We start from the raw sequence: 22,380 nt of genomic DNA, 5'->3' as shown, positions 1-22,380 counted from the left end.
GCCCCGCCGCGCCGGCCGCTGTTCAGCAGGTAGTTTCGGGGCATGCCCGCACAGAGGTTCCGTGGCCCGGTCCTGCCCGACGGTGAGACCCGTGACCTGTACGTCGTCGACGGCCGGGTCACCTACGAGAAGGCGGCCGGCGCCGAGCTGGTCGCGGAAGGCTGGATCGTGCCGGGCCTGGTCGACGCCCACTGCCACGTCGGCCTGGACGCGCACGGCGCCGTCGACGACGCGACCGCCGAGCAGCAGGCGCTGACCGACCGCGACGCCGGGGCGCTGCTGCTGCGCGACTGCGGCTCGGCCGCGGACACCGCCTGGATCCACGACCGCGAGGACCTGCCCCGGCTGATCAGGGCCGGCCGGCACATCGCCCGGACCAAGCGCTACATCCGCAACTTCGGCCACGAGATCGAGCCCGACGAGCTGTCGGCGTACGTCGCCCGCGAGGCCGAGCGCGGCGACGGCTGGGTCAAGCTGGTCGGCGACTGGATCTCGCGTGAGGAGGGCGACCTGGCGCCGTCGTTCCCGGCCGACGCCTTCGCGGACGCGATCCGGGTCGCCCACGAGCACGGCGCCCGGGTGACCGCGCACGTGTTCGGCGAGGCCGTGCTGCCAATGCTGATCGACGGCGGAATCGACTGCATCGAGCACGGCACCGGGCTGTCGATCGACCTGATCGAGTCAATGGTGGCGCAGTCAACCGCGCTGGTCCCGACCGTGCTGCAGCTCAACAACTTCCCGGGGTACGCCAAGGCCGGCGAGGAGAGGTTCCCGAAGTACGCCACCCACATGCGCGACCTGCACTCACGGCGCCGCGAGACGATCATGGCGGCGTACGACGCCGGCGTCGCGATGTTCGCCGGCACCGACGCGGGCGGCGTACTCGGCCACGGCAACATCGCCGGCGAGGTGCTGGAGCTCGCGGCGTACGGCATGCCGGCGGAGTACGCGCTGGGCGCCGCATCCTGGCGGGCCCGCGAGTGGCTCGGCTGGAACGCCGACCTCAGCGAGGGCGCGCCGGCCGACTTCGTGGTCTACGACCGTGACCCGCTCGCCGACCTCACCGTGCTGCACGAGCCGGCGCGGATCGTGCTGCGCGGCAACGTCGTCGGCTGAGCCGGATGCTCTTTCAGTCGAGGCCGGGCTGACGGAGTGGGCGCCGAGTGGCGTACCGGATCCCGGTGACGACGAGGATCAGCCCGCCGATTCCACCAAGCACCAGCGATCCGAAAATCGGAAACATCACCTTCAAGACGTCGATCGGACCGGCCGGTGGACCGATGCGCATCAGCGTTTCTGCTTCTCCAGTACAGGTGACTGTCAGGTCGCCGTCGCCTGAGTCGAAGCTCGCCAGCCCGCGCCACACGCCGTCGCCGTTGTCGACCGTCACCCGAACACCGAGCTCCTCCAGGTCGCGCGCGCTGCCGGTCCCGTCGATGACCGTGCAGTCAGGGTCGGAAGACGCGCTCTTGTCGACGAAGAGCATCCGTTTCTGGTGGGCGGGCGAGGTGACGGATACGGCTTCGCCGACGACGAACGTGCCGTCCACCTCGGACATGTTGTTCATCGTCCGGATCATTCCGACTGCGAGCACGGGAAGGGACAGCACGACCAAGGCACCACCGAGGACGAACCACCACTTGCTGGGCCGGCGTCGTACGGTCGGCTGCTGCGAGTCGCTCATCGCTAGGCCGCTAGGCCGACGCTCGCGGGCGGGTCAGATAGAGGACGGTGGTGACCAGCAGGATCAGGCCACCGATGGTGCCCAGGATCATCGGACCCACGATCGAGATCACCAGCCCGGCGGCGAAGCCGAAGCCGAGCGGCGCGCCGACGCGCATCTCGGTGCCGGGGTCGGTCGCCGTACAGGTGATGGTCAGGTCGCCGTCACCGGAGTCGAAGGAGGCGATCCCGCGCCAGTCGCCGCTGCTGTTGCCGACCGTGACCCGACCGGTGACGTCATCGAGGTCGCGCTCGGCGCCGCTGCCGTCGGTGACGGTGCAGGTCGGCTCGGTGGCCGTGCCGTCGGGCATGAACAGCATCCGCTTCTCGTCGGCGGGGGAGGTGACCGAGGCGGGCTGGCCGTCCGCGTCGAAGGTGCCGTCGGTCTTTGACGCGCCCATGATCGTCCAGATCAGGCCGCCGACGAAGACCGCCACGGCGAGCACCAGCAGCGCGCCGCCGACCACGAACCACCACTTGCTGGGACGGCGCTTCTGCGGGGTGGGCGGCGGCGGGTAGCTCATGGCTCTCCTCGGGTACGGCGCGGGCACGGGCGCGATTTCTGGGCCGCTGGCCGAGTCTGGCACAATGTCGCGCTGAGTCCTGCGCATTCGGACCCTCTCACCTGAATGCGCAGCGCCCATCGAGGAACCCCACCCGGACCCCACCTGGCAGCGGGCGCCTCACCACAACAACTTTCGAGGAGACACCACAAACGTGGCCGTCAAGATCCGTTTGAAGCGCCTGGGCAAGATCCGGGTGCCGCAGTACCGCATCGTCGTCGTCGACTCCCGCAAGAAGCGGGACGGCAAGGTGATCGAGGAGATCGGCAAGTACCACCCCAAGGAGGACCCGTCGTACATCGACGTCGTCTCCGACCGGGCGCAGTACTGGCTGGGTGTCGGCGCGCAGCCGACCGAGGCCGTCGAGGTCATCCTCAAGATCACCGGTGACTGGCAGAAGTTCAAGGGCGAGCCGGGCACCGAAGGCACCCTCAAGGTGGCCGAGCCGAAGCGCGACAAGCTCGAGATCTTCAACGAGGCGCTCAAGGAAGCCCACGGCGACGCCAAGGCCTCCGCCACGACGAAGAAGTCTTCCAAGAAGGCCGAGAAGACCGAGGAGGCGCCGGCTGAGGACAAGCCGGCCACCACCGCGAAGGCTTCGAAGAAGAAGGCCGACGATGAGAAGCCGGCCGAGGCTGCCGAGGAGACCCCGGCTGAGGCGCCCGCTGAGGCCGCCGAGGCTGCGACCGAGAGCGCCGAGGCCTGAGCGCGATGCTGGCCGACGCGTTGGAGCACCTGGTCCGCGGGGTCGTCGACAACCCGGACGACGTCACCGTCCGCGACAAGCAGCTGCGCCGCGGGTCGGTCCTCGAGGTCCGGGTGCACCCCGACGACCTCGGCAAGGTCATCGGCCGCGGCGGCCGCACCGCCACCGCGTTCCGCACGGTGATCTCCGCCCTCGCCGGCCGCGGCGGCGCCCGCGTCGACTTCGTCGACGTCGACCGCCGCTGACCCGTCGTACATCCAGTCAGGCGCGCCCCTCGGGGCGCGCCTGACTGCATTTCCGGCGACATCCCGGACAGGGTTAGTGGGCTCTTCCTGACGTTGTGGGGTGTTGCAACGGCCCACAACGTCAGGAATCCCCGGTCGGCCGGGGATTCCACCACGTCTACGCTGACCCCGTGGAGAGCATCGAGGTTGTGATCGGCCGGATAGGGAAGCCGCACGGGATCCGGGGCGAGGTCACCGTCGACGTCCGCACCGACGAGCCGGACCGCCGGTTCGCGGTCGGCTTGACGCTGCGCGCCGCGCCGCCGAAGGGCTCCCACAGCAGTCTCCGTGCCCTCACCGTCAAGGCCACCCGCTGGCACCAGTCGGTGCTGCTGGTCACGTTCGAGGAGCTCGCCGACCGCAATGCCGCCGAGGCCGCCCGCGGGATCGTCCTGCACGCCACCATCAGCGCCGACGAGTCGCCCGAGGATCCGGACGAGTACTACGACCACCAGCTGGTCGGGCTGGCGGCGTACGACGTCAGCGGTGACCACCTCGGTGAGGTCACCGCACTGGTCCACGGCGCGGCCCAGGACCTGCTGACCATCCGCACCCCGGACGGCCGGAACACGCTGGTGCCGTTCGTGGGCGCGCTGGTCCCGGAGGTCGACCTCGATGCGAGGCGGGTGGTGATCGCCGACCGGCCCGGCCTGGTCGCGCCGCACCCCGACGACGTACAGCCCGAGCAGGCCTAGCCATGCGGATCGACATCGTCTCGATCTTCCCCGACTACCTCGCGCCGCTGGAGCTGTCGCTGGCCGGCAAGGCCCGCGCGAAGGGGCTGCTGGAGATCCAGATCCACGACCTGCGCCAGTGGACCCACGACCGTCACCACACCGTCGACGACACGCCGTACGGCGGCGGCGCCGGGATGGTGATGAAGCCGGAGCCGTGGGGCGCGGCGTTCGACGCGTTGGAGATCGAGGGCGCCACGGTCGTGTTCACCACGCCGTCCGGCGAGCCGTTCACCCAGGACCTGGCTCGCGAGCTCAGCACCCGCGAGCGTCTGGTCTTCGCGTGCGGCCGCTACGAAGGCATCGACCAGCGGGTCGTCGAGCACGCACGTACCCGGGCCGAGGTCCGCGAGGTCTCGATCGGCGACTACGTGCTCAACGGGGGAGAGGTGGCCGCGCTCGCGATCACCGAGGCGGTGGTCCGGCTGATCCCGGGCTTCATGGGCAACCCGGAGTCGCTGGCCGAGGAGTCCCACGAGGACGGCCTGCTGGAGTACCCGTCGTACACCAAGCCACCCTCCTGGCGCGGCCTCGACGTGCCGGACGTGCTGACCGGCGGCAACCATGCCGCGATCGCCGCCTGGCGTCATGAGCAGTCGGTACGGCGGACCGCCGAGCGCCGCCCGGACCTGCTCCGGCCGGCGTCGGTCGTCGACCTGGGCGGGCTCGCCGCGCGCATCGAGCCAGCGTCGCCCGGCGACGCCGGCGAGCTGCTGACCCTGCAGCGCGCGTGCTGGATGCAGGAGCAGCTGGCCAACCCGGGAGTGAACGTCCCGGCGCTGCACGAGGACCTCGATGACGTCCGCGCGTGGCTGAAGGAGTGGACGACGTTCGTGGTGCGCGCCGACGGGCGGCTGGTCGGCGCGGTCCGCGGCCGGCGCGAGGGTGCCGACGGGACGACCTGGGATATCGGCCGAATCATGGTCGCCCCGGACCTGCAGGGCCACGGCCTCGGCCGGCTGCTGCTGGAGTACGTCGAGCGCGCGGCGCCGCCGGACGTCACGTCGTACGTGCTGTTCACCGGCGCCGGCAGCGAGCGCAACCAGCGGATGTACAAGAAGGCCGGCTACCGCCTGCGCCGCGACCTCCCGGCCCCGCACGGCGCCGTCGTCCTCACCAAGCGACGCTGACTCAATCCAAGGATTTCGAGACGTTCGCCTGCGTGTGGCAGACTTTCTCCTCGGCCCTGTCGCCACGACTGTCTGGAACCAAAATCCCGGAAGTTGTCGTGCGCACCTGCCACAGGGGGCGCGCCGTACGGCACTCCGACCGGGCCACCGAGACAATTCGATCACTACTCCGCGGCTGACCTGTGGCATTCGCGAGGAGCAGACATGACCAACGTCATTGCCGAGTTCGCCGCTGCCCAGAAGCGCGACGACATCCCGGACTTCCGCGCCGGCGACACCATCAAGGTCCACGTCAAGGTCGTCGAGGGCAGCCGCTCCCGCGTCCAGGTCTTCCAGGGCGTCGTGATCCGGATCCACGGCTCCGGCATCGGCCGCACCTTCACCGTCCGCAAGGTCTCCTTCGGCGTCGGTGTTGAGCGCACCTTCCCGATCAACTCCCCGATCTTCGAGACCATCGAGGTCGTCACCCGCGGTGACGTCCGTCGCGCGAAGCTCTATTACCTGCGCAACCTGCGCGGCAAGGCCGCCAAGATCAAGGAGCGCCGCGAGGCCTGAGTCAGGCCGCGCTCTGTCCGCGACTCCCGTACGCCGCTCGGTGGACGGGAGTCGCGTCATTTCAGGCCGGCAGCATCGGCGTACGACGTGTCCTCAGAGCGCGCTCAGGATCGCCACCTATCGTCTGGCGGGTGAGCAGCCAGCAGGGGGACCAGGGCGATGAGCGCCGTACCAAGAAGCACAAGCTGCCCGTATGGCAGGAGACCATCCTGCTGCTGGGGATCGCGCTGGTGCTGGCGATCGTGATCAAGGCGTTCTTCGTGCAGGCGTTCTACATCCCGTCGGAGTCGATGGAGCCGGGGCTGGTGAAGAACGACCGGATCCTGGTGCAGAAGGTGTCGTACTGGGGCGGCGACGGTCCGTCGCGCGGCGATGTGGTGGTGTTCAAGGACCCGGGTGGCTGGCTGGGCGATGCCGAGGCGGCCGGACCGTCGAACCTGCTGGCGAAGGGTATGGAGAAGATCGGCCTCTACCCGTCCGGCGGTCACCTGGTGAAGCGGGTGATCGGCGTCGAGGGCGACGTCATCGAGTGCTGCGACAAGCAGGGCCGGCTGCTGGTCAACGGCGAGCCGCTCGACGACGAGTCGTTCACCAAGAACGACGCCGAGTGCCAGGGGCCGATGCCCGGCGACTGCAATTGGAAGGTCGGGCCGGTGCCGGACGGCACGCTTTTCGTGATGGGGGACCACCGCGACAACTCCCGCGACTCCTCCGCGCACCTGTCCGACGAGCCGTTCGTGCCGGTCGACCTGGTGGTCGGCAAGGTGCAGACTCTGGTGTGGCCGTTGGGCCGGTTCGACTGGGTCGGAGACGAGGGCTCGTTCGACGACATTCCGGACGCGTCCTGAATGAGGATCCGTCAGGGTCAGTGGTTAGGCTCTGCGGGTGACCACGAACGAGCCCGACTCCGCTACCGCGGCGAGCACTCTCGCCGCTGAGTCGACCAGCGAGTCCAGCTCGACCGGCGGCCGCCGTGCCAAGCCATCCCGGAGGGCCAAGCAGCCCAAGGAGAAGCGCAAGCAGCTGCCGGTGTGGCAGGAGACGATCCTGCTGCTCGGGGTCGCGCTTGTGCTGGCGATCGTGATCAAGGCGTTCTTCGTGCAGGCGTTCTACATCCCGTCGGAGTCGATGGAGCCGGGGCTGATCAAGAACGACCGGATCCTCGTGCAGAAGCCGGCGTACTGGGGGAGCAAAGGTCCGTCGCGCGGTGACGTCGTGGTGTTCAAGGACCCGGGCGGCTGGCTGAACGAGGCCGAGACCGCCGGGCCGACCAGCCTGCTCGCGAAGGCCCTGGAGAGGATTGGCCTCTACCCGTCCGGCGGTCATCTGGTGAAGCGGGTGATCGGCGTCGAGGGCGACACCATCGTGTGCTGCGACAAGCAGGGCCGGATCAAGGTCAACGGGGTCGCGCTCGACGACGAGTCGTTCACCAAGAACCTCAAGGACTGCCAGGGGCCGATGACCGGCTGCAAGTGGAAGGCCGGACCGGTGCCCGAGGGCGAGCTGTTCGTGATGGGCGATCACCGCGACAACTCCGCAGACTCCACCGTCCACCGCTGCCGCAAGGGCGACACCGAGTGCGTCCCCGGCAACGAGTACGTCCCGGTGGATCTCGTGGTCGGCAAGGTGTTCGCACTCGTGTGGCCCAGCAGCCGGTTCAGCTGGGTGAAGCGTCCCGACGCCTTCGAGGACATCCCTGATCCAGCATGAGTGAGTTGCCGCGCGGAGTGACCGTACGCCGCGACGCCGGGCTCTACGGCTACGAGCGGGCGCTGCGGCGGGTCGGCCTGGAACCGATCGCCGGTGTTGACGAGGCCGGCCGGGGAGCCTGCGCCGGGCCGCTCGTCGCCGCGGCAGCGATCCTGCCGCCCGGCAAGGCCGGCGTGGTTCCCGGGCTCGCCGACTCCAAGCTGCTCACCGAGAAGGCTCGCGAGCGCTGCTACACCCAGGTGGTACGGCGGGCGCTCGCGTGGTCGGTGGTGGTGATCGAGTCTGAGGAGTGCGACCGGCTCGGGATGCACGTCGCGAACGTCGAAGCGCTGCGGCGGGCGCTGGCGCGGCTCGACGTACGGCCGTCGTACGTGCTGACCGACGGGTTCCCGGTCGACGGGCTGGAGGTGCCCGGGCTGGCGATCTGGAAGGGCGACCGGGTGGCCGCCTGCATCGCGGCGGCATCGGTGCTGGCGAAGGTGACCCGGGACCGGATCATGTGCGAGCTGGACCGCGAGTGGCCGGCCTACGACTTCAAGACCCACAAGGGCTACATCACCGACGTACACGCCGAGGCGCTGACAGCGCACGGCCCGTCGCCGGTGCACCGGATGAGGTTCGTCAACGTCCGGCGGGCCGCCGGGCTGGAGCCACCCGAGTCGGGGCAGAATACGGAGGACACGTTCACCCTGGAGGAGTGCCGATGAGCGCCGAGGATCTCGAGAAGTACGAGACCGAGATGGAGCTCAACCTCTACCGCGAGTACCGCGACGTCGTGCGGATCTTCAAGTACGTCGTGGAGACCGACCGGCGCTTCTACCTCTGCAACCAGGTGGACGTGAAGGCGCGCACCGAGGCGGGCGACGTCTTCTTCGAGGTCTCGATGAGCGACGCCTGGGTGTGGGACATGTACCGCCCCGCCCGCTTCGCCAAGAACGTCAAGGTGCTGACCTTCAAGGACGTCAACGTCGAGGAGCTCGCTCCCTCCGACATCGACCCGCCCAAGCCGTAGCCAATCGCGGTGGTCGAGTAGGTCGCGCAGCGACCGTATCGAGACCACCAACGGCCCACTTTGGCCGTCTTCCTGTCCACAGGCCGTCCTCTCCACAGGCATGCACGCGCTGACGCCCTACTGTCCCCGCCGCCCGCGACGCTCGTCGCAGGAGGTCAGACATGACGACAAGGACACAGGGCCTGGGTGCGTACGGCGAGTCGCTCGCCGCGCGCCACCTGGTGGCGCAGGGGATGGTGGTGCTCGACCGCAACTGGCGGTGCGAGCAGGGTGAGATCGATCTGGTGCTGCGCGACGGCGACGTGCTGGTGATCTGTGAGGTGAAGACCCGCTCGTCGACGGCGTACGGCGAGCCGCTGGCGACGGTGACCGAGGCCAAGGCAGAGCGGCTGCGCCGGCTCGCGGTCTGCTGGCTGAGGGACCATCCGGTGCACCCGCCCGACGTACGTTTCGACCTGGTCGGGGTGCTCCGGCCGCCCAGCGGCGCGGCGACCGTCGAGCATGTGCGGGGAGTCTGCTGATGGCGGTCGCGACCGCGCGCACCGTGTCGCTGCAGGGTGCCGTGGGCCACGTCGTCGACGTTCAGGTCGACGTCTCGCAGGGAATCGTCGCGATGGTCCTGGTCGGGCGGCCGGACGCGTCGATCAACGAGGGCCGAGACCGTTGCCGGACCGCCATCGCCAACAGCGGCTACGAATGGCCGTCCACCCGCCGGGTGACGATCCTGCTCTCGCCGGCGGACCTGCCGAAGCGCGGGCCGCACTTCGACCTGGCGATGGCGGTGGGCGTGGTCGCGGCGACGACCGAGGGCTTCCCGGTCGAGTCGCTGGAGCGGACGGTGCTGATCGGCGAGCTGACCCTCGACGGCCGGCTCCGGCCGGTGCCCGGCGTGCTGCCGATGACGATGGCCGCGGCCGCCCGGGGCATCGACCGGGTGTTCGTGCCGGAGCCGCAGCTGCCGGAGGCGGCGATGGTCCCGGGGATGTCGGTGTTCGGGATGCGCTCGCTCGCCCAGGTGGTGGCCGAGCTGTGCGGCAACGAGGTGCCGGACGCGCCGCCCGTCGAGCCGCTGTCGGGCAGCCCGCTGCTGTCCTGGCGTGGCGAGGAGCGGCTCACCGACCTCGACCTGGCCGACATCGACGGGATGGAGGACGCCCGGTTCGCGTTGGAGGTGTCGGCGGCCGGCGGCCATCACCTCATGTTGAGCGGGCCGAAGGGCGCCGGCAAGACGACGCTCGCGGAGCGGCTGCCCGGGATCCTTCCCGACCTCACGCTGGAGGAGTCGCTCGAGCTGACCGCCATCCATTCGCTGGCCGGCGTTCTCGACCCAGGCTCCGGCCTGATCACCAGGCCTCCGTTCGTGGCGCCCCACCACAACGCCTCGCGCAACAGCATCCTCGGCGGCGGTTCGGGAAGGGTGCGGCCCGGCGAGGTCAGCCGGGCGCACTGTGGAGTCCTGTTCCTGGACGAGTTCGGGCTGTTCGCCACCGACATCATCGAGGGCCTGCGTCAGCCCCTGGAGAACGGCGAGGTGACGATCGCCCGCGGCGACGAGACCGCGACGTACCCGACGCGCGGGATGTTCGTCGTCGCCTCGAACCCGTGCCCGTGCGGCGACTACCACCCGATGCAGCGTGACAACAACTGCACGTGCCGGGAGGTGCAGCGCCGCGAGTACCGCGCGAAGCTCAGCGGCCCGATCGTCGACCGAATCGACATCACCCGCAACGTCACTCCGGTCCGCCAGGGTGGGCGCGGACGCGACCCGCTGGGCAACGAGCCGTCCGCGCCGGTCCGGGAGCGTGTGATGGCCGCCCGTGAACGCCAGGCGCAGCGGTACGTCGATCGCTCGTGGCGGCTCAACTCCCAGGCGCCGGGGCCGGCGCTGCGCCAGGACTGGCCGCTGACCGACGACGCCCAGCAGCTGGTCGACGACCACCTGCTGAGCGGGGCGCTCACCCGGCGCGGAGCCACGCGCGTGCACCGCCTGGCCTGGACGGTCGCGGACCTCGCGGGCCGCAACCAGCCCGGTCGCGGGGACGCCCGGACCGCGCTCGATCTGCGCCTCGGCAAGCCACTGCTGGTCTCCGCGATGCAGAGGAGGGCCGGATGAGCACCGACCCGGCAGCGGTTGCCTCGTCGGCCCCGTCAGCCCCGTCGGCAGGCCCGGAGCCTCCTCCGGGCCTCGAGCGCGACAGGCTGGCCCGGGTCGCCCTGTGCCGGCTCGCCGAACCCGGTGACCCGCGGATGGCGGGCCTGGTCGCCGAGCTCGGCGCGGTACGGGTGCACGACCATCTCGCCGGGGAACAGGACGTCGACGGCGTTCTCAAGGACGTCGCCAGCCGGCTCCGCGGGTTGGACCCGGTGCGCGAGCTGGAGCAGGCAGCCCGACTCGGCATTCGCTTCGTCGTCCCGGGCGATGCGGAGTGGCCGATCCAGCTCGGCGACCTCGACCGCGCCGAGCCGCTGCAGCAGCGCGGCGGAGTTCCGCTCGGGCTGTGGGCCAAAGGCCCGCTCCGCCTCGACACGTTCGCCGAGTCCGTGAGCGTCGTCGGCTCGCGCTCGTCGACGTCCTACGGCACCGACATCGCGCGAGACCTGGCCGCCGGCATCGCGAACGCGGACGTCGGCGTCGTCTCGGGTGCCGCCTTCGGCATCGACCAGGCCGCCCACCGCGGGGCGCTCGCCGTCCGCGGGCCCACGGCTGCGGTGCTCGCCTGTGGCGTCGACCGGGCCTACCCCAAGGCCCACAAACCCCTGCTCGACTACATCGCTGAGGTCGGCGTGGTCATCTCCGAGCTCGCGCCGGGGTGCGCTCCGATGCGGATGCGGTTCCTCAGCCGCAACCGGATCATCGCCGCCATGTCGAAGGGCACGGTCGTGGTGGAGGCGGCGATCCGGAGTGGAGCACTCAACACCGCCAACTGGGCGGAGCGGCTGAGCCGCCCGGTGATGGGCGTGCCCGGCCCGGTCACCAGCGCCCCGTCCCAGGGTGTCCATCAGCTCATCCGCGCGGGGTCAGCGATGTTGGTGACCTCCGCGGTGGAGGTGCTGGAGGTCGTCGGGGTAGCAGGGGCTCACCTGCTCGAGGACCCTCGGGCCGACACCCGGCCCCGGGATCGGCTGCGCGAACGCGAGCAGCAGGTCCTCGACGCCGTCCCGGCGGCCCGGCCCGCCGCCGTCGACTCGATCGCCCGGACCGCCGGCATCGGACTGGTCGAGGTGCGCTCCGTGCTCGGCCGCCTGCAGCAGGTCGGTCTGGTTGTCAGCACCGACACGGGTTGGGTGCTGGGCGAGGAGGCGCGGACCTGATGGCGGCGTCGTACACGCGCCACATGTCAGACTGCCGGGATGCGGAGGACGGGGGTCGGTGTGGTGGTGACCTGCATCGTCATTCTCGTGGGCGTGGCCGCCGGGATCTTCGCGTTGCGCGGGGCGGCGGACGAGAAGGGCTACGCGGAGCCGTGGACGCCGCCGCGGGGTGCGCTCTTCGGGTACCCGGTGGCGGAGCCGTCCGGCCACGCGATCGTCCGGGCACTGATCGGCAACATCGAGCACACGCCGCCCGGCGAGACGATCAGGATCGTGGGCTACTCGTTCACACTCCGCGACGTTGCCGAGGCCCTGGTCGCCGCTCACGACCGCGGCGTGCGGGTGCAGGTCGTGCTCAATGGTCACTCCAGGCAGTTCCGCGCGGTCGAGCTCCTCCTCCGTGAGCTCGGTTCTGACGCCAGCATGCGGTCGTTCCTGGTCCTGACCGGCAACTCGGCACGAGGCGCGGACGGTCGCGGCGTCACCCACCAGAAGTCCTGGTCGTTCTCGCGTACCGGCGACGCCAGGTACGTCGTCATGGCCGGCTCGATGAACCTCACCTACCTGTCGACCGGGCAGTACACCGACGTGTACTCCTACGTCGGCCGCCGCGACGTGTGGCGCGCCTTCGACGCCGTGTTCCGCCGGCAGGTGCGCGACGAGCCGATGGCGAGTCCGGCGATGACCCGCCGTCTCGGCCGCGACCGGGCGTACTTCTTCCCGGGCTTCAGTCCCGCGGAGGAGCCGATCTACCGGACGCTGCGTGGGCTACCCGACCGGGGCACGACGATCCGCGTCGTCATGCACGCCTGGCACTCCGAACGCGGACACCGACTGGCGTCGTTGCTCGCGAGCAAGGCGCGGGCCGGTGCTCGGGTGGAGGTGGTCGAGGGGCTGCACGTTGGTGGCGGCGTCCGGGCCCAGCTGCTCGCGGGTGGCGTGCGCCTGCACCCAGGGGTCTTCAAGAACGGCGACCACATCCACAACAAGCTGATGCTGGCCGACTACGTCCGCGACGGGCGCCGGCATCGGCTGGTGTCGACGGGCTCGGACAACTGGGGTCAGCTGTCGCTCTCCAACGACGACCTGGTGCTGATGCTCGACGCCGGTCCGAAGCGCTACCGCCAGTACGTCGCGTTCTACGAGCGGCTGCGAGCGCGCGCCGACACCGAGTAGGCCGCTCGGCTTCCTAGACTCGATCCATGGCCGAGGGCAACGAGTCGACGTCCGCAGGTCCGCCGGACGCGGAGTCGCCTGGGCTGCCGGAGGCGATGGTGGCCGTGCTGGGGGAGTACGAGCGCCACCTGTCCGCGGAGCGCGACCTGACTCCACATACGGTGCGGGCCTACATCGGGGACGTCGCCTCGATGCTCGACCACGCGGCCCGGCTCGGGCACGCCGACGTGACCCGGCTCGAGCTGCGCACCCTGCGCAGCTGGCTGGCCAAGCAGCAGACCACCGGCAAGGCGCGGACCACGATGTCGCGGCGGGCCACGGCTGCGCGGGTCTTCACCGCCTGGCTGGTGCGGACCGGCCGCGCAGAGACGGACGCCGGCGCACTGCTCGGCTCTCCGAAGCTGCACAAGACGCTCCCTCCGGTCCTCCGCGCCGACGAGGCGCGGTCGCTCGTGGAGGCGGCGGCCGCCTTGGCGGAGGACGGCAGCGCGGTCGGCGTACGCGACGTCGCGATCCTCGAGCTGCTCTACGCGACCGGCATCCGTGTCGGCGAGCTCTGCGGCCTCGACGTCGACGACGTGGATCGGGAGCGCAACGTCGTCCGCGTCCTCGGCAAGGGCCGCAAGGAGCGGTCGGTGCCGTTCGGTCAGCCTGCGGCTCAGGCCCTGACCCGCTGGCTGCGAGTCGGTCGGCCGCCGCTGGTCGTGGAGGGCGCGGGAGCCGCGCTCTTCCTCGGCGCGCGGGGGCGGCGGATCGACCAGCGTGCGGTCCGGTCGATGGTGCACCGGCGGATCGCGGACGTCCCCGGCGCTCCCGACATCGGTCCGCACGGGCTCCGGCACACCGCCGCCACTCACCTGCTCGAGGGCGGTGCGGACCTGCGTACCGTCCAGGAGCTTCTCGGCCACGCCTCGCTCGCGACCACGCAGCTCTACACCCATGTCACCTCCGACCGGCTTCGTCGCGCCTATCAGCAGGCGCATCCCCGAGCCTGACCGGCCACGGCCACCACGACGGCGGGTCCGGTCCGGTGATCGTCGCCGGACAGGCTGAGCCGCAGGTGTCGAGACGGCGCCAGTTTCCTCCCGATACGGGGAGTCGATCGGAAACTGGCGCCGACCCGACCCCTGGGCCACCCAGGAACGGCAGCAGCCGGACCGGACCGGCGCCGACCAGGTCGAGCGGATCGAGGTAGACCTCGCCCCGCAGCCAGCCCCAGTGCAGGCAGACCGACGGGAAGCAGTGGGAGCCCGGGCGCTCCAGCCGGCCTAGCTGGTCACCGGCGACCACTTGGTCACCGACCGACACCGCCGCGGCGACCGGCTCGTAGGTGGTCCGGGTGTCGCCGTGGCTGACCACGACGACGCCGCGGCCCGCGAGCCGGCCGGCGTAGCTGACCGTCCCGGCCAGCGCCGAGCGGACAGGCTGCCCGACCGCGCCGACGAGGTCGACACCACGATGTCCGGAGCCCCACGGCACGTCCGGCGGGTCGAAGCCGCGCGCGACCTCGGGAACCGGGTCGAGCGGCCAGACGCCGTCGCGGGGGACGGTGTCGTCGGACGCGGCCGGCCGCGACGGACAGAGAAACAGCAGCGCGGCGAGGGCCAGGAGCGGGAACACGGAAGGACGCATGGGAGAAGCGTGCTGTGAGGTGCCGACGGTTGGGGGAGGGGACGGTCGGGCCTGTGGAGAAATCGAGGGGTTGAAATCTGTGGACGGTTAGTGGGCGGCGGGTCCGAGTGGTGCCGTACGCCGCTGTCGGGATTGGCGAGAAGCGGAGAGCGTGGACTACTCTGACCCGTGCAAACCCCTCGGGGTTTGACTTCGCACGCTCGCAGACCGCGACGAGGCTCCTGGGCCTCGATCACCCGTGGGCGACGATCCTCAGTTCCGTCACAGCCACCCAGCTCCGTCTGGGAGCCGGACGGGTCGGATCGCGCGCGGCGTCAGGGCAGTCGGCACCCGCCGGCTGTGGCAACTGAAAACAACAGGAGAAGGTGCTCCGGTTCGCCCTGACTGAAGGGTGAGCGTCAACGGTGTGCCCTCCACACACAGGAGAGAACCACCATGGCAGTCGTGACTATGCGCCAGCTCCTCGAGAGCGGCGTCCACTTCGGACACCAGACCCGACGCTGGAACCCGAAGATGAAGCGCTTCATCATGACCGAGCGCAACGGCATCTACATCATCGACCTGCAGCAGTCGCTGGCCTACATCGACCGCTCGTTCGCGTTCATCAAGGAGACCGTCGCCAAGGGCGGCACCGTGATGTTCGTCGGCACCAAGAAGCAGGCCCAGGAGGCGATCGCCGAGCAGGCGACCCGCGTCGGCATGCCCTACGTCAACCAGCGCTGGCTGGGCGGCATGCTCACCAACTTCCAGACCGTGCACCAGCGGATCAACCGCCTCAAGGAGCTCGACGAGGTCGACTTCGACAACGTCGCCGGCTCGGGTCGCACCAAGAAGGAGCTCCTGCAGATGAAGCGGGAGCGCGACAAGCTGGACAAGACCCTCGGCGGTATCCGCGAGATGACCCGCACGCCTGCGGCCGTGTGGATCGTGGACACCAAGAAGGAGCACCTCGCCGTCGAGGAGGCCCGCAAGCTGCGGATCCCGATCATCGGCATCCTCGACACCAACTGCGACCCCGACGAGGTCGACTACCCGATCCCGGGCAACGACGACGCCATCCGCGCGGTCGGCCTGCTCACCCGAGTGATCGCCGACGCCGTCGCCGAGGGCCTGATCGCCCGCTCCGGTGCCAAGACCGACAGCACGGAGCCCGGTGCCGCCGAGCCGCTGGCCGACTGGGAGCGCGAGCTTCTGGAGACCCCGGCCGAGGCCCCGGCTGCCCCGGCTGCTCCCGTCGAGGCGGAGGCCGCGGCTGCCGCTCCGGCCGAGGCGCCCGCTCCGGTCGCCGTCGCCGAGGTTCCGGCCGAGACGACCGAGGCGCCCGCCGCCGAGGCTGCGACCGAGGCTGCGACCGAGGCTGCGACCGAGGCTGCGACCGAGGCTGCGACCGAGGCTGCGACCGAGGCTGCGACCGAGGCTGCGACCGAGGCTGCGACCGAGGCTGCGACCGAGGCTGCGACCGAGGCTGCGACCGAGACCGCCGAAGCACCCGCGGAGGCTCCGTACGGCGCCGACTCGGCCGCCCCGCTCGAGGACGGCTCGGCTCCCGAGGGCTTCGAGATCAAGGGCAACGCGGACTCGATGAAGTTCCACGCGCCGACTAGCCCGTGGTACTCGCGGACCAAGGCCGAGGTGTGGTTCCGCACCGCCGAGGCTGCCGAGGCCGCTGGCTTCGTCAACGCCGAGCACAAGGACTGACCAAGTCCCCGGACGTCATCCGAGCCGTGCCCAATAACGACCGGCTCGGATGACGCCCGCCACACGACGTACCCACACTTCGAGGAAGAAGGAACATGGCTAACTTCTCCGCTGCCGACGTGAAGAAGCTCCGCGAGCTCACCAGCGCCGGCATGATGGACTGCAAGAAGGCGCTCGACGAGACCGACGGCGACTTCGACAAGGCGGTTGAGCTGCTGCGTGTGAAGGGTGCCGCCAAGGCGGCCAAGCGCGGCGCCGAGCGCGAGGCGTCGGCTGGCCTGGTTGCCGCCGCCGGTGGTGCGCTCATCGAGCTGAAGTCGGAGACCGACTTCGTGGCCAAGAACGACGACTTCATCGCCGCTGCGCAGAAGATCGCCGAGGCCGTCGACGCCGCGAAGGCGACCGACACCGAGGCCGCCAAGGCGGTCGCGCTCGACGACAGCACCGTCGGCCAGGTCGTCGAGACCCTGGCGATCACGATCGGCGAGAAGATCGAGCTCGGTCAGGTCGCCTACTTCGAGGGCCCGACCACCGTGTACCTGCACAAGCGTGCGGCCGACCTGCCGCCGGCCGTCGGCGTCCTGATCGCGTACGACGGCGATGAGGCTGCCGCGCGGGGTGCCGCGATGCAGGTCGCCGCGCTCAAGGCGCAGTACCTCACCCGCGACGAGGTCCCTGCGGACATCGTCGCGGCGGAGAAGGACGTGCTCACCAAGAAGACCCTCGAGGAGGGCAAGCCCGAGGCCGCGGTCGCCAAGATCGTCGAGGGCCGTCTGGGTGGCTTCTTCAAGGAGGTCGTGCTGCTCGAGCAGGAGTCGGTGAGCGAGAGCAAGAAGACCGTCAAGGCCGTTCTCGAGGCCGCGGGCACCACGGTCAAGCAGTTCGCGCGCTTCGAGGTCGGCGCCTGAGCACGAAGCAGTAGGGTTTGCCGAGGTTCGCTCGGAGCCGCAAGACCTTGAGGAGGCCGGTCCATGATCACGACGTCACGTGATCGCGGGGCCGGCCTCCTCGCATGTGCCGTCAGCCGTACGAAGGGAAGTTCGTGACCGCCTACAACCGTGTCCTGCTCAAGCTGTCCGGCGAGGTGTTCGGCGGTGGCAAGGTGGGCGTCGACCCCGACGTCGTCCACAAGATCGCCGACGAGATCGCTGCGGTCGCGGAGGCCGGGGTGCAGGTCGCGGTGGTCACCGGTGGCGGCAACTTCTTCCGGGGCGCCGAGCTGCAGCAGCGCGGCATGGACCGGGTGCGCGCCGACTACATGGGCATGCTCGGGATCGTGATGAACTGCCTGGCGCTGCAGGACTTCCTGGAGAAGCGCGGCATCGACACCAGGGTCCAGACCGCGATCACGATGGGCCAGGTCGCCGAGCCCTACATCCCGCGGCGCGCGATCCGGCACATGGAGAAGGGCCGGGTCGTGATCTTCGGCGCCGGCATGGGCATGCCGTTCTTCTCGACCGACACCGTCGCGGTGCAGCGGGCGCTGGAGAGCAAGTGCGACGTCGTACTCGTGGCCAAGAGCGGGGTCGACGGGGTCTACTCCGCCGACCCGCACAAGGACCCGACCGCGACCAAGTTCGACCACCTCACCTACGACGAGGCGATCAGCCGGGGTCTGCGGATCATGGACCAGACCGCGTTCGCCCTCTGCGGTGAGAACAAGCTCCCGATGGTGGTGTTCGGTATGGAGCCCGAGGGCAACATCCTGCGCGTCGTCCAGGGTGAGAAGATTGGCACGCTGGTCAGCGCCCAAAACTAGGCGCCGACCGGACCGAAATACATTCGAACAGGAGTAGCCGTGATCAACGAGGTCCTCAACGAGGCCGACGAGAAGATGGACAAGTCGGTGGAGGCGACGCGCGAGGAGTTCGCGGCCATCCGCGCCGGGCGAGCCCACCCGAGCATGTTCAGCAAGATCACCGCCGACTACTACGGCACCCCGACCCCGCTGCAGCAGCTGGCGTCGTTCACCGCGCCCGAGGCGCGGGTCATCCTGATCTCGCCGTACGACCAGGGCGCGATGGCCGCGATCGAGAAGGCGATCCGCGACTCCGACCTCGGCGTCAACCCGGCCAACGACGGCAAGGTGCTGCGCTGCGTGTTCCCGGAGCTGACCGAGGAGCGCCGCAAGGAGTACATCAAGGTCGCCAAGGCGAAGGCCGAGGACGGCCGGATCTCGGTCCGCAACGTACGCCGTACCGCCAAGCAGGCCCTCGAGAAGCTCGGATCAGACGGCGAGGCCGGCAAGGACGACGTCACCGGCGCGGAGAAGCGGCTCGACGCCTCCACCAAGAAGCACACCGACGCCATCGACGACATGCTGAAGAACAAGGAAGCCGAGCTGCTGGAGGTCTGAGGACCTCACCCAGCACCTACCCCATGACGAACACCACTCCGCCGGCAGCGCCCCAGAAGGACCCTGGCAAAGACCACGGCCGCGCCGGCCGCAACGTCCCGATCTCGATCGCGTCCGGGGTGGTGCTGCTGGCCGTGATCGGCGCGTCGCTCTACTTCTGGAAGCCGGCCTTCATCGCCGTCGTCCTCCTCGCTCTGCTGATCGCGGTCTGGGAGTTCGAGCAGGGCTTCAAGCAGAAGGGCATCGACCTACCGCGCGAGCCGATCCAGGTCGGCGGGATGGCGATGATCCTGGTGGCATTCGTCTGGGGCACCCCGGCGCTGGTCACCGCGACCGCGATGACCGCCCTGGTGAGCATGCTCTGGATCCTCAGACGCGGTGTGGACGGCTACGTCCGCGACGCCAGCGCGTCGATCTTCACACTGGTCTATCTGCCGTTCCTGGCGTCGTTCGTGGCGCTGATGCTGGCCGAGGACGGCCGTCCGGGCTGGGCCGAGAGCGGCGGGCACTTCGACTACGGCTCGCTCGGCGTGATCACCTTCATCCTGGTCACGATCGCCTCCGACATCGGTGGCTTCTGCGCCGGCGTGCTGTTCGGCAAGCACCCGATGGCGCCGGTGATCAGCCCGAAGAAGTCCTGGGAGGGCTTCGCCGGCTCCACGCTGGCCTGCGTGGCCGTCGGCTGGGCGACGGTGCACTACCTGCTCGAAGGCGACTGGTGGGTCGGCGTGGTGCTCGGCCTGATCGCGGTCGTGATGGCCACCCTCGGCGACCTGTGCGAGTCCGTCATCAAGCGCGACCTCGGGATCAAGGACATGTCGCAGATCATTCCCGGCCACGGTGGCCTGATGGACCGCCTGGACTCGCTGCTGGCGACCATCGCCCCGACCTGGCTGCTTCTGCACTACCTCGTCTTCTGACGCGGCCCGGGTCCTGATGCGGTACGACGAGCCCTCCGGCGCAACGCTCGCGCGCCAGCGTGGGCCGCTCGCGTTCGGCTTCATGTGCGGCCCGGCCGCGGTGGCGCTCTGCTACTTCGTCGGCATGCGGCTCGACCTGATGCGCACCAACTCCGGGCTGGTCGGTGCCGTCGTGGTGCCGTTCGTGCTGCTGGTGCCGTTCCTGGTGTGGCCGCGCACCCGACGCCCGGCCCTGCTCTTCGGCGCGGGCGCACTGCTCGGCGTCGTACTCACCGTGGCGTTCGTGGTCGGCCTGATCAGCCTGCTGGCCTTCCTGCTGTCCGATCCCGCGTGACCCGGGCGGGCGGGTCCGCGACTTCACCCTTGACCCCCGGTAGCCTGCTGAGGGTGAACGACAGTGAGGTGGCCGAGTCCGACGAGGAGTACGACGTCGTGCCCGACCACCGGGTGCGCGACGCGGCACTCGGCTTCTTCGCCGGCGCCAGCTCGGCGATCCTGGTCCCCGGCATCTGGAGCACGATCGTCGCCGCGCTCTTCGACACCGACACCGCGACCAAGGCGTTCTGGGCGGTGCTGTTGTTCCTGCTGGTGCCGGCGTACCTGATCTACCGCGAGCCGAGCCGGCGGTTCGGCTGGTCGATGCTGCTGGGCATCACGGTCACGATCGTGGCGGTCGTGGTCGCGGTCGTGATCTTCCTGATGGTGCTGACCGCCGGCGAGAATGTCTGACCTTCCGGCTCGGGGTGGGATGATCGGGGCCTGATGTCCGACGCCTCCACGCCCCCGACCGCCCCGTCCGGCGCCACCGCGCTCCCGCTCGTCTTCGACGAGCCGCGCGGACGCCGCAAGCCTCCGCGCCATCTCGCCGACCTGACCGAGGCCGAGCGCAAGGATCTGCTCACCGAGCTCGGTCTGCAGGGCTTCCGCGCCAAGCAGCTGTCCAACCACTACTTCGCGCGGCTGGTCGACGACCCCGACGAGATGACCGACCTGCCCGCGGCCCAGCGCGCCGAGCTGGTCGCGGCACTGCTGCCACCGCTGATGACGCCGCTGCGGACGATGGAGGCCGACAAGGGCACCACCCGCAAGACCCTGTGGCGGCTGTTCGACGGCGCGCTGGTCGAGTCGGTGCTGATGCGCTACCCGGACCGGGTCACGATGTGTGTCTCCAGCCAGGCCGGCTGCGGGATGGCGTGCCCGTTCTGCGCCACCGGCCAAGGCGGGCTGCAGCGCAACATGTCCACCGCCGAGATCGTCGAGCAGGTCGTGGCCGGTGCCCGGTCCCTGGCCCGCGACGAGGTCCCGGGTGGACCGGCCCGGGTCTCGAACGTGGTCTTCATGGGGATGGGCGAGCCGCTCGCCAACTACAAGGCCGTGATCGGCGCCGTACGCCGGCTCACCGACCCGTCACCCGCGGGCCTCGGTATGTCCGCGCGCGGGGTGACTGTTTCCACTGTTGGCCTGGTGCCGCGGATCAGGCAGCTCACCGACGAGGGCATCCCGGTCACGCTCGCGCTCTCCCTACACGCGCCGGACGACGAGCTGCGCAACGAGCTGGTGCCGATCAACACCCGGTTCTCGGTTGCGGAGACCGTCGATGCCGCCTGGGACTATGCCCGGGTCACCAAGCGCCGGGTCTCGATCGAGTACGCCATGATGCGCGGCATCAACGACCAGGCGTGGCGCGCCGACCTGCTGGGCGACGTACTCAACGGGTACGGCGACTGGGGCTGGGTGCACGTCAACCTGATCCCGCTCAACCCGACGCCGGGGTCGAAGTGGACCGCGTCGGACCCGAAGGACGAGCGCGAGTTCGTACGCCGGCTGGAGGCCAAGGGCATCCCGACCACCGTGCGCGACACCCGAGGCCGCGAGATCGACGGCGCCTGCGGCCAGCTGGCCGCGACCGAGAGCTGACCGGCCGCACGCAGCCGATCAGCGGCGCGGCAGCACCTTCGTCGTACCCGCTGTCTTGACGCCTCCGCGCGCGATCACCGTCCAGCGTGCGGTGCCCGGCGGGAGCTTGCGGAAGACCACGGTCACCGGCATCCGGCCGACCTTGGTGATCGTCCGCCAGACGGGCTTGCCGGTCTTCGCCGGCACCAGCCGGACGGTGACAGGGGTGGGCCGGGTCACCGAGACCTTCAGCGTCAGCGTGGTCCGGCCCGCCGCCGCCTTGGCCCGGATCCGCAGCGGACTGACCGGCGGCTTCGGCTTCGTGGTCGGCGTGGTGGTCGTCGCCGACGCGGTGGGGGACGGCGAGGTGGTCGGCGTCTGGCTCGCGGTCGGCGTGGAGTTGGCGTTCTTGGCCTGGTCACCGTCGTCGTCGCGCACCAGGGTCAGCACCCAGGTGAGCAGACCGACCACGAGCGCCACGGCGATGACGGTGCCCACCACGGCCCATGCCGTGCCGCCGTTCGACCGCCCGGCCGGTCGCCCGGCCACGGCCTGACTCGACCCGCGAGCACTGGGCGGGGCGGTGCTGAACCTGAGGTCTTCGTCGCGGCCGAGGGGCTCGACGTCGCTGGTTGCACCGTTCGGGTGCACGAGGAGGCGGTGGCTCGCGCCGCCGTGAATCACGATGGTCGGCACCGGTCGCTGCATGACCCGCGCGAAGCGGAGCGCGACCGCGCGTACGCCGACTCCGATGAGGTCGCCGGTGCCGTCGTGCTCCACCGGCTGAGCGTTGACAGTCACCCGCTGCCCGACGATATGAACGACCACCACGGGCTCGGTTGGGTCCTGCGAGTTCTCCATCCGCGCTTCGCTTCTCCTCCCACGAAGGTCGCGGCGCACGCCGCGGGGCCCCAGGCTACGGCTAGATACCGGAAAGCGCTCATTCCGAATTATTCGGCATGCCCAAACACCGC

Annotated in this window: 27 protein-coding genes and 1 pseudogene; 24 read left to right on the top strand and 4 right to left on the bottom strand. The window is 70.2% G+C overall.

The genetic code is table 11. The features are described from left to right. The first annotated feature begins 42 nt into the window (after positions 1 to 42). Entirely contained in the window at positions 43 to 1,116 is a 1,074-nt protein-coding gene (locus tag DDV73_RS11645; RefSeq protein ID WP_109507416.1) for an amidohydrolase family protein, read from the top strand. A gap of 13 nt (positions 1,117 to 1,129) precedes the next feature. Here DDV73_RS11645 and DDV73_RS11640 read toward each other — a convergent pair whose 3' ends face one another. After that, positions 1,130 to 1,549 (bottom strand): hypothetical protein, encoded by a 420-nt coding sequence (locus tag DDV73_RS11640; RefSeq protein WP_161962364.1) that lies wholly within the window; start codon positions 1,547 to 1,549, stop codon positions 1,130 to 1,132. Positions 1,550 to 1,694: 145 nt separating this feature from the next. Continuing rightward, positions 1,695 to 2,246, bottom strand: coding sequence for a hypothetical protein (locus tag DDV73_RS11635; protein WP_109507414.1), 552 nt, complete (start codon positions 2,244 to 2,246; stop codon positions 1,695 to 1,697). A gap of 193 nt (positions 2,247 to 2,439) precedes the next feature. Here DDV73_RS11635 and rpsP point away from each other — a divergent pair, with 193 nt between their 5' ends. From rpsP to DDV73_RS11565, 14 genes are all read left to right on the top strand, one after another. After that, on the top strand, positions 2,440 to 2,991 hold the full coding sequence (gene rpsP / locus DDV73_RS11630) for a 30S ribosomal protein S16 (protein WP_109507413.1): 552 nt from the start codon (positions 2,440 to 2,442) through the stop codon (positions 2,989 to 2,991). A 5-nt stretch (positions 2,992 to 2,996) separates the two neighbouring features. Beyond that, positions 2,997 to 3,236: an RNA-binding protein gene (locus DDV73_RS11625; RefSeq protein ID WP_109507412.1), complete on the top strand. Its 240-nt coding sequence runs from the start codon at positions 2,997 to 2,999 to the stop codon at positions 3,234 to 3,236. Between the two features lie 170 nt (positions 3,237 to 3,406). Further along, positions 3,407 to 3,970: a ribosome maturation factor RimM gene (gene rimM / locus DDV73_RS11620; RefSeq protein ID WP_206050823.1), complete on the top strand. Its 564-nt coding sequence runs from the start codon at positions 3,407 to 3,409 to the stop codon at positions 3,968 to 3,970. Between the two features lie 2 nt (positions 3,971 to 3,972). Beyond that, on the top strand, positions 3,973 to 5,139 hold the full coding sequence (gene trmD / locus DDV73_RS29705; RefSeq protein ID WP_109507411.1) for a tRNA (guanosine(37)-N1)-methyltransferase TrmD: 1,167 nt from the start codon (positions 3,973 to 3,975) through the stop codon (positions 5,137 to 5,139). A gap of 204 nt (positions 5,140 to 5,343) precedes the next feature. After that, positions 5,344 to 5,694: a 50S ribosomal protein L19 gene (gene rplS, locus DDV73_RS11610; protein WP_109507410.1), complete on the top strand. Its 351-nt coding sequence runs from the start codon at positions 5,344 to 5,346 to the stop codon at positions 5,692 to 5,694. A 131-nt stretch (positions 5,695 to 5,825) separates the two neighbouring features. Next, positions 5,826 to 6,542 (top strand): signal peptidase I, encoded by a 717-nt coding sequence (gene lepB, locus DDV73_RS11605; protein WP_240617249.1) that lies wholly within the window; start codon positions 5,826 to 5,828, stop codon positions 6,540 to 6,542. A 37-nt stretch (positions 6,543 to 6,579) separates the two neighbouring features. After that, positions 6,580 to 7,404, top strand: a complete 825-nt coding sequence (gene lepB / locus DDV73_RS11600; protein WP_240617248.1) for a signal peptidase I — start codon at positions 6,580 to 6,582, stop codon at positions 7,402 to 7,404. Continuing rightward, entirely contained in the window at positions 7,401 to 8,111 is a 711-nt protein-coding gene (locus tag DDV73_RS11595) for a ribonuclease HII (RefSeq protein ID WP_109507409.1), read from the top strand. Before lepB (DDV73_RS11600) ends, DDV73_RS11595 begins: the two co-directional genes overlap by 4 nt. Further along, the gene (locus DDV73_RS11590; RefSeq protein ID WP_109507408.1) at positions 8,108 to 8,416 is read left to right on the top strand and encodes a DUF2469 domain-containing protein; all 309 of its coding nucleotides are present in this window, start codon (positions 8,108 to 8,110) and stop codon (positions 8,414 to 8,416) included. The genes DDV73_RS11595 and DDV73_RS11590 overlap by 4 nt, the downstream gene beginning before the upstream one ends. 161 nt (positions 8,417 to 8,577) lie before the next feature. Further along, positions 8,578 to 8,937 carry a YraN family protein gene (locus DDV73_RS11585; RefSeq protein ID WP_109507407.1) on the top strand — a complete coding sequence of 120 codons (360 nt, stop codon included), beginning with the start codon at positions 8,578 to 8,580 and terminating at the stop codon, positions 8,935 to 8,937. After that, on the top strand, positions 8,937 to 10,529 hold the full coding sequence (locus tag DDV73_RS11580) for a YifB family Mg chelatase-like AAA ATPase (RefSeq protein ID WP_109507406.1): 1,593 nt from the start codon (positions 8,937 to 8,939) through the stop codon (positions 10,527 to 10,529). The genes DDV73_RS11585 and DDV73_RS11580 overlap by 1 nt, the downstream gene beginning before the upstream one ends. Then, on the top strand, positions 10,526 to 11,728 hold the full coding sequence (gene dprA / locus DDV73_RS11575) for a DNA-processing protein DprA (protein WP_109507405.1): 1,203 nt from the start codon (positions 10,526 to 10,528) through the stop codon (positions 11,726 to 11,728). Before DDV73_RS11580 ends, dprA begins: the two co-directional genes overlap by 4 nt. 39 nt (positions 11,729 to 11,767) lie before the next feature. Next, positions 11,768 to 12,904 carry a phospholipase D-like domain-containing protein gene (locus tag DDV73_RS11570; protein ID WP_109507404.1) on the top strand — a complete coding sequence of 379 codons (1,137 nt, stop codon included), beginning with the start codon at positions 11,768 to 11,770 and terminating at the stop codon, positions 12,902 to 12,904. Between the two features lie 26 nt (positions 12,905 to 12,930). Then, a complete protein-coding gene (locus DDV73_RS11565; RefSeq protein WP_109507403.1) occupies positions 12,931 to 13,899 on the top strand; it encodes a tyrosine recombinase XerC in 969 nt (322 codons plus the stop codon). On the opposite strand, the gene DDV73_RS11560 is transcribed toward DDV73_RS11565, so the two are convergent. Beyond that, positions 13,847 to 14,536 carry a M23 family metallopeptidase gene (locus DDV73_RS11560; RefSeq protein ID WP_109507402.1) on the bottom strand — a complete coding sequence of 230 codons (690 nt, stop codon included), beginning with the start codon at positions 14,534 to 14,536 and terminating at the stop codon, positions 13,847 to 13,849. The two genes, DDV73_RS11565 and DDV73_RS11560, sit on opposite strands and share 53 nt — an antisense overlap. A 435-nt stretch (positions 14,537 to 14,971) precedes the next feature. On the opposite strand from DDV73_RS11560, the pseudogene rpsB reads away from it, so the two are divergent. From rpsB to rlmN, 9 genes and pseudogenes are all read left to right on the top strand, one after another. After that, positions 14,972 to 15,877, top strand: a pseudogene (gene rpsB / locus DDV73_RS11555) (30S ribosomal protein S2); the annotation flags it as partial. Positions 15,878 to 16,096: 219 nt separating this feature from the next. Next, entirely contained in the window at positions 16,097 to 16,234 is a 138-nt protein-coding gene (locus DDV73_RS29800) for a sunset domain-containing protein (protein WP_476703544.1), read from the top strand. Positions 16,235 to 16,329: 95 nt separating this feature from the next. After that, positions 16,330 to 17,142: a translation elongation factor Ts gene (tsf, locus tag DDV73_RS11545; protein ID WP_109507401.1), complete on the top strand. Its 813-nt coding sequence runs from the start codon at positions 16,330 to 16,332 to the stop codon at positions 17,140 to 17,142. Between the two features lie 104 nt (positions 17,143 to 17,246). After that, positions 17,247 to 17,993 (top strand): UMP kinase, encoded by a 747-nt coding sequence (gene pyrH / locus DDV73_RS11540; protein ID WP_154402733.1) that lies wholly within the window; start codon positions 17,247 to 17,249, stop codon positions 17,991 to 17,993. A gap of 42 nt (positions 17,994 to 18,035) precedes the next feature. Beyond that, positions 18,036 to 18,590, top strand: a complete 555-nt coding sequence (frr, locus tag DDV73_RS11535) for a ribosome recycling factor (protein ID WP_206050826.1) — start codon at positions 18,036 to 18,038, stop codon at positions 18,588 to 18,590. Positions 18,591 to 18,613: 23 nt separating this feature from the next. Next, positions 18,614 to 19,510, top strand: coding sequence for a phosphatidate cytidylyltransferase (locus tag DDV73_RS11530; protein WP_109507399.1), 897 nt, complete (start codon positions 18,614 to 18,616; stop codon positions 19,508 to 19,510). 16 nt (positions 19,511 to 19,526) lie between these two features. Continuing rightward, positions 19,527 to 19,844: a hypothetical protein gene (locus DDV73_RS11525; RefSeq protein WP_109507398.1), complete on the top strand. Its 318-nt coding sequence runs from the start codon at positions 19,527 to 19,529 to the stop codon at positions 19,842 to 19,844. 53 nt (positions 19,845 to 19,897) lie between these two features. After that, complete coding sequence (locus DDV73_RS11520) at positions 19,898 to 20,239, top strand: hypothetical protein (protein WP_109507397.1); 342 nt, start codon at positions 19,898 to 19,900, stop codon at positions 20,237 to 20,239. Positions 20,240 to 20,272: 33 nt separating this feature from the next. Then, positions 20,273 to 21,427, top strand: a complete 1,155-nt coding sequence (rlmN, locus tag DDV73_RS11515; protein WP_109507396.1) for a dual-specificity RNA methyltransferase RlmN — start codon at positions 20,273 to 20,275, stop codon at positions 21,425 to 21,427. Positions 21,428 to 21,445: 18 nt separating this feature from the next. Here the strand turns inward: rlmN and DDV73_RS11510 are convergent, their stop codons facing one another. Further along, positions 21,446 to 22,207 (bottom strand): hypothetical protein, encoded by a 762-nt coding sequence (locus DDV73_RS11510; protein WP_154402732.1) that lies wholly within the window; start codon positions 22,205 to 22,207, stop codon positions 21,446 to 21,448. Positions 22,208 to 22,380: the final 173 nt, after the last annotated feature.

Source organism: Nocardioides speluncae (assembly GCF_003121585.1).
Taxonomy (GTDB): Bacteria; Actinomycetota; Actinomycetes; order Propionibacteriales; family Nocardioidaceae; genus Nocardioides; species Nocardioides speluncae.
The sequence above is the reverse complement of the archived record's forward strand: the minus strand, read 5'-3'. Positions and strand labels throughout refer to the sequence as shown.

Coding starts and splice junctions, on each gene's coding strand:
- DDV73_RS11645 (WP_109507416.1), top strand. CDS start 43: ATGCCCGCACAGAGGTTCCGTGGCCCGGTCCTGCCCGACGGTGAGACC.
- DDV73_RS11635 (WP_109507414.1), bottom strand. CDS start 2,246: ATGAGCTACCCGCCGCCGCCCACCCCGCAGAAGCGCCGTCCCAGCAAG.
- DDV73_RS11625 (WP_109507412.1), top strand. CDS start 2,997: ATGCTGGCCGACGCGTTGGAGCACCTGGTCCGCGGGGTCGTCGACAAC.
- trmD (WP_109507411.1), top strand. CDS start 3,973: ATGCGGATCGACATCGTCTCGATCTTCCCCGACTACCTCGCGCCGCTG.
- rplS (WP_109507410.1), top strand. CDS start 5,344: ATGACCAACGTCATTGCCGAGTTCGCCGCTGCCCAGAAGCGCGACGAC.
- DDV73_RS11595 (WP_109507409.1), top strand. CDS start 7,401: ATGAGTGAGTTGCCGCGCGGAGTGACCGTACGCCGCGACGCCGGGCTC.
- DDV73_RS11590 (WP_109507408.1), top strand. CDS start 8,108: ATGAGCGCCGAGGATCTCGAGAAGTACGAGACCGAGATGGAGCTCAAC.
- DDV73_RS11585 (WP_109507407.1), top strand. CDS start 8,578: ATGACGACAAGGACACAGGGCCTGGGTGCGTACGGCGAGTCGCTCGCC.
- DDV73_RS11580 (WP_109507406.1), top strand. CDS start 8,937: ATGGCGGTCGCGACCGCGCGCACCGTGTCGCTGCAGGGTGCCGTGGGC.
- dprA (WP_109507405.1), top strand. CDS start 10,526: ATGAGCACCGACCCGGCAGCGGTTGCCTCGTCGGCCCCGTCAGCCCCG.
- DDV73_RS11570 (WP_109507404.1), top strand. CDS start 11,768: ATGCGGAGGACGGGGGTCGGTGTGGTGGTGACCTGCATCGTCATTCTC.
- DDV73_RS11565 (WP_109507403.1), top strand. CDS start 12,931: ATGGCCGAGGGCAACGAGTCGACGTCCGCAGGTCCGCCGGACGCGGAG.
- DDV73_RS11560 (WP_109507402.1), bottom strand. CDS start 14,536: ATGCGTCCTTCCGTGTTCCCGCTCCTGGCCCTCGCCGCGCTGCTGTTT.
- tsf (WP_109507401.1), top strand. CDS start 16,330: ATGGCTAACTTCTCCGCTGCCGACGTGAAGAAGCTCCGCGAGCTCACC.
- pyrH (WP_154402733.1), top strand. CDS start 17,247: ATGTGCCGTCAGCCGTACGAAGGGAAGTTCGTGACCGCCTACAACCGT.
- DDV73_RS11530 (WP_109507399.1), top strand. CDS start 18,614: ATGACGAACACCACTCCGCCGGCAGCGCCCCAGAAGGACCCTGGCAAA.
- DDV73_RS11525 (WP_109507398.1), top strand. CDS start 19,527: ATGCGGTACGACGAGCCCTCCGGCGCAACGCTCGCGCGCCAGCGTGGG.
- rlmN (WP_109507396.1), top strand. CDS start 20,273: ATGTCCGACGCCTCCACGCCCCCGACCGCCCCGTCCGGCGCCACCGCG.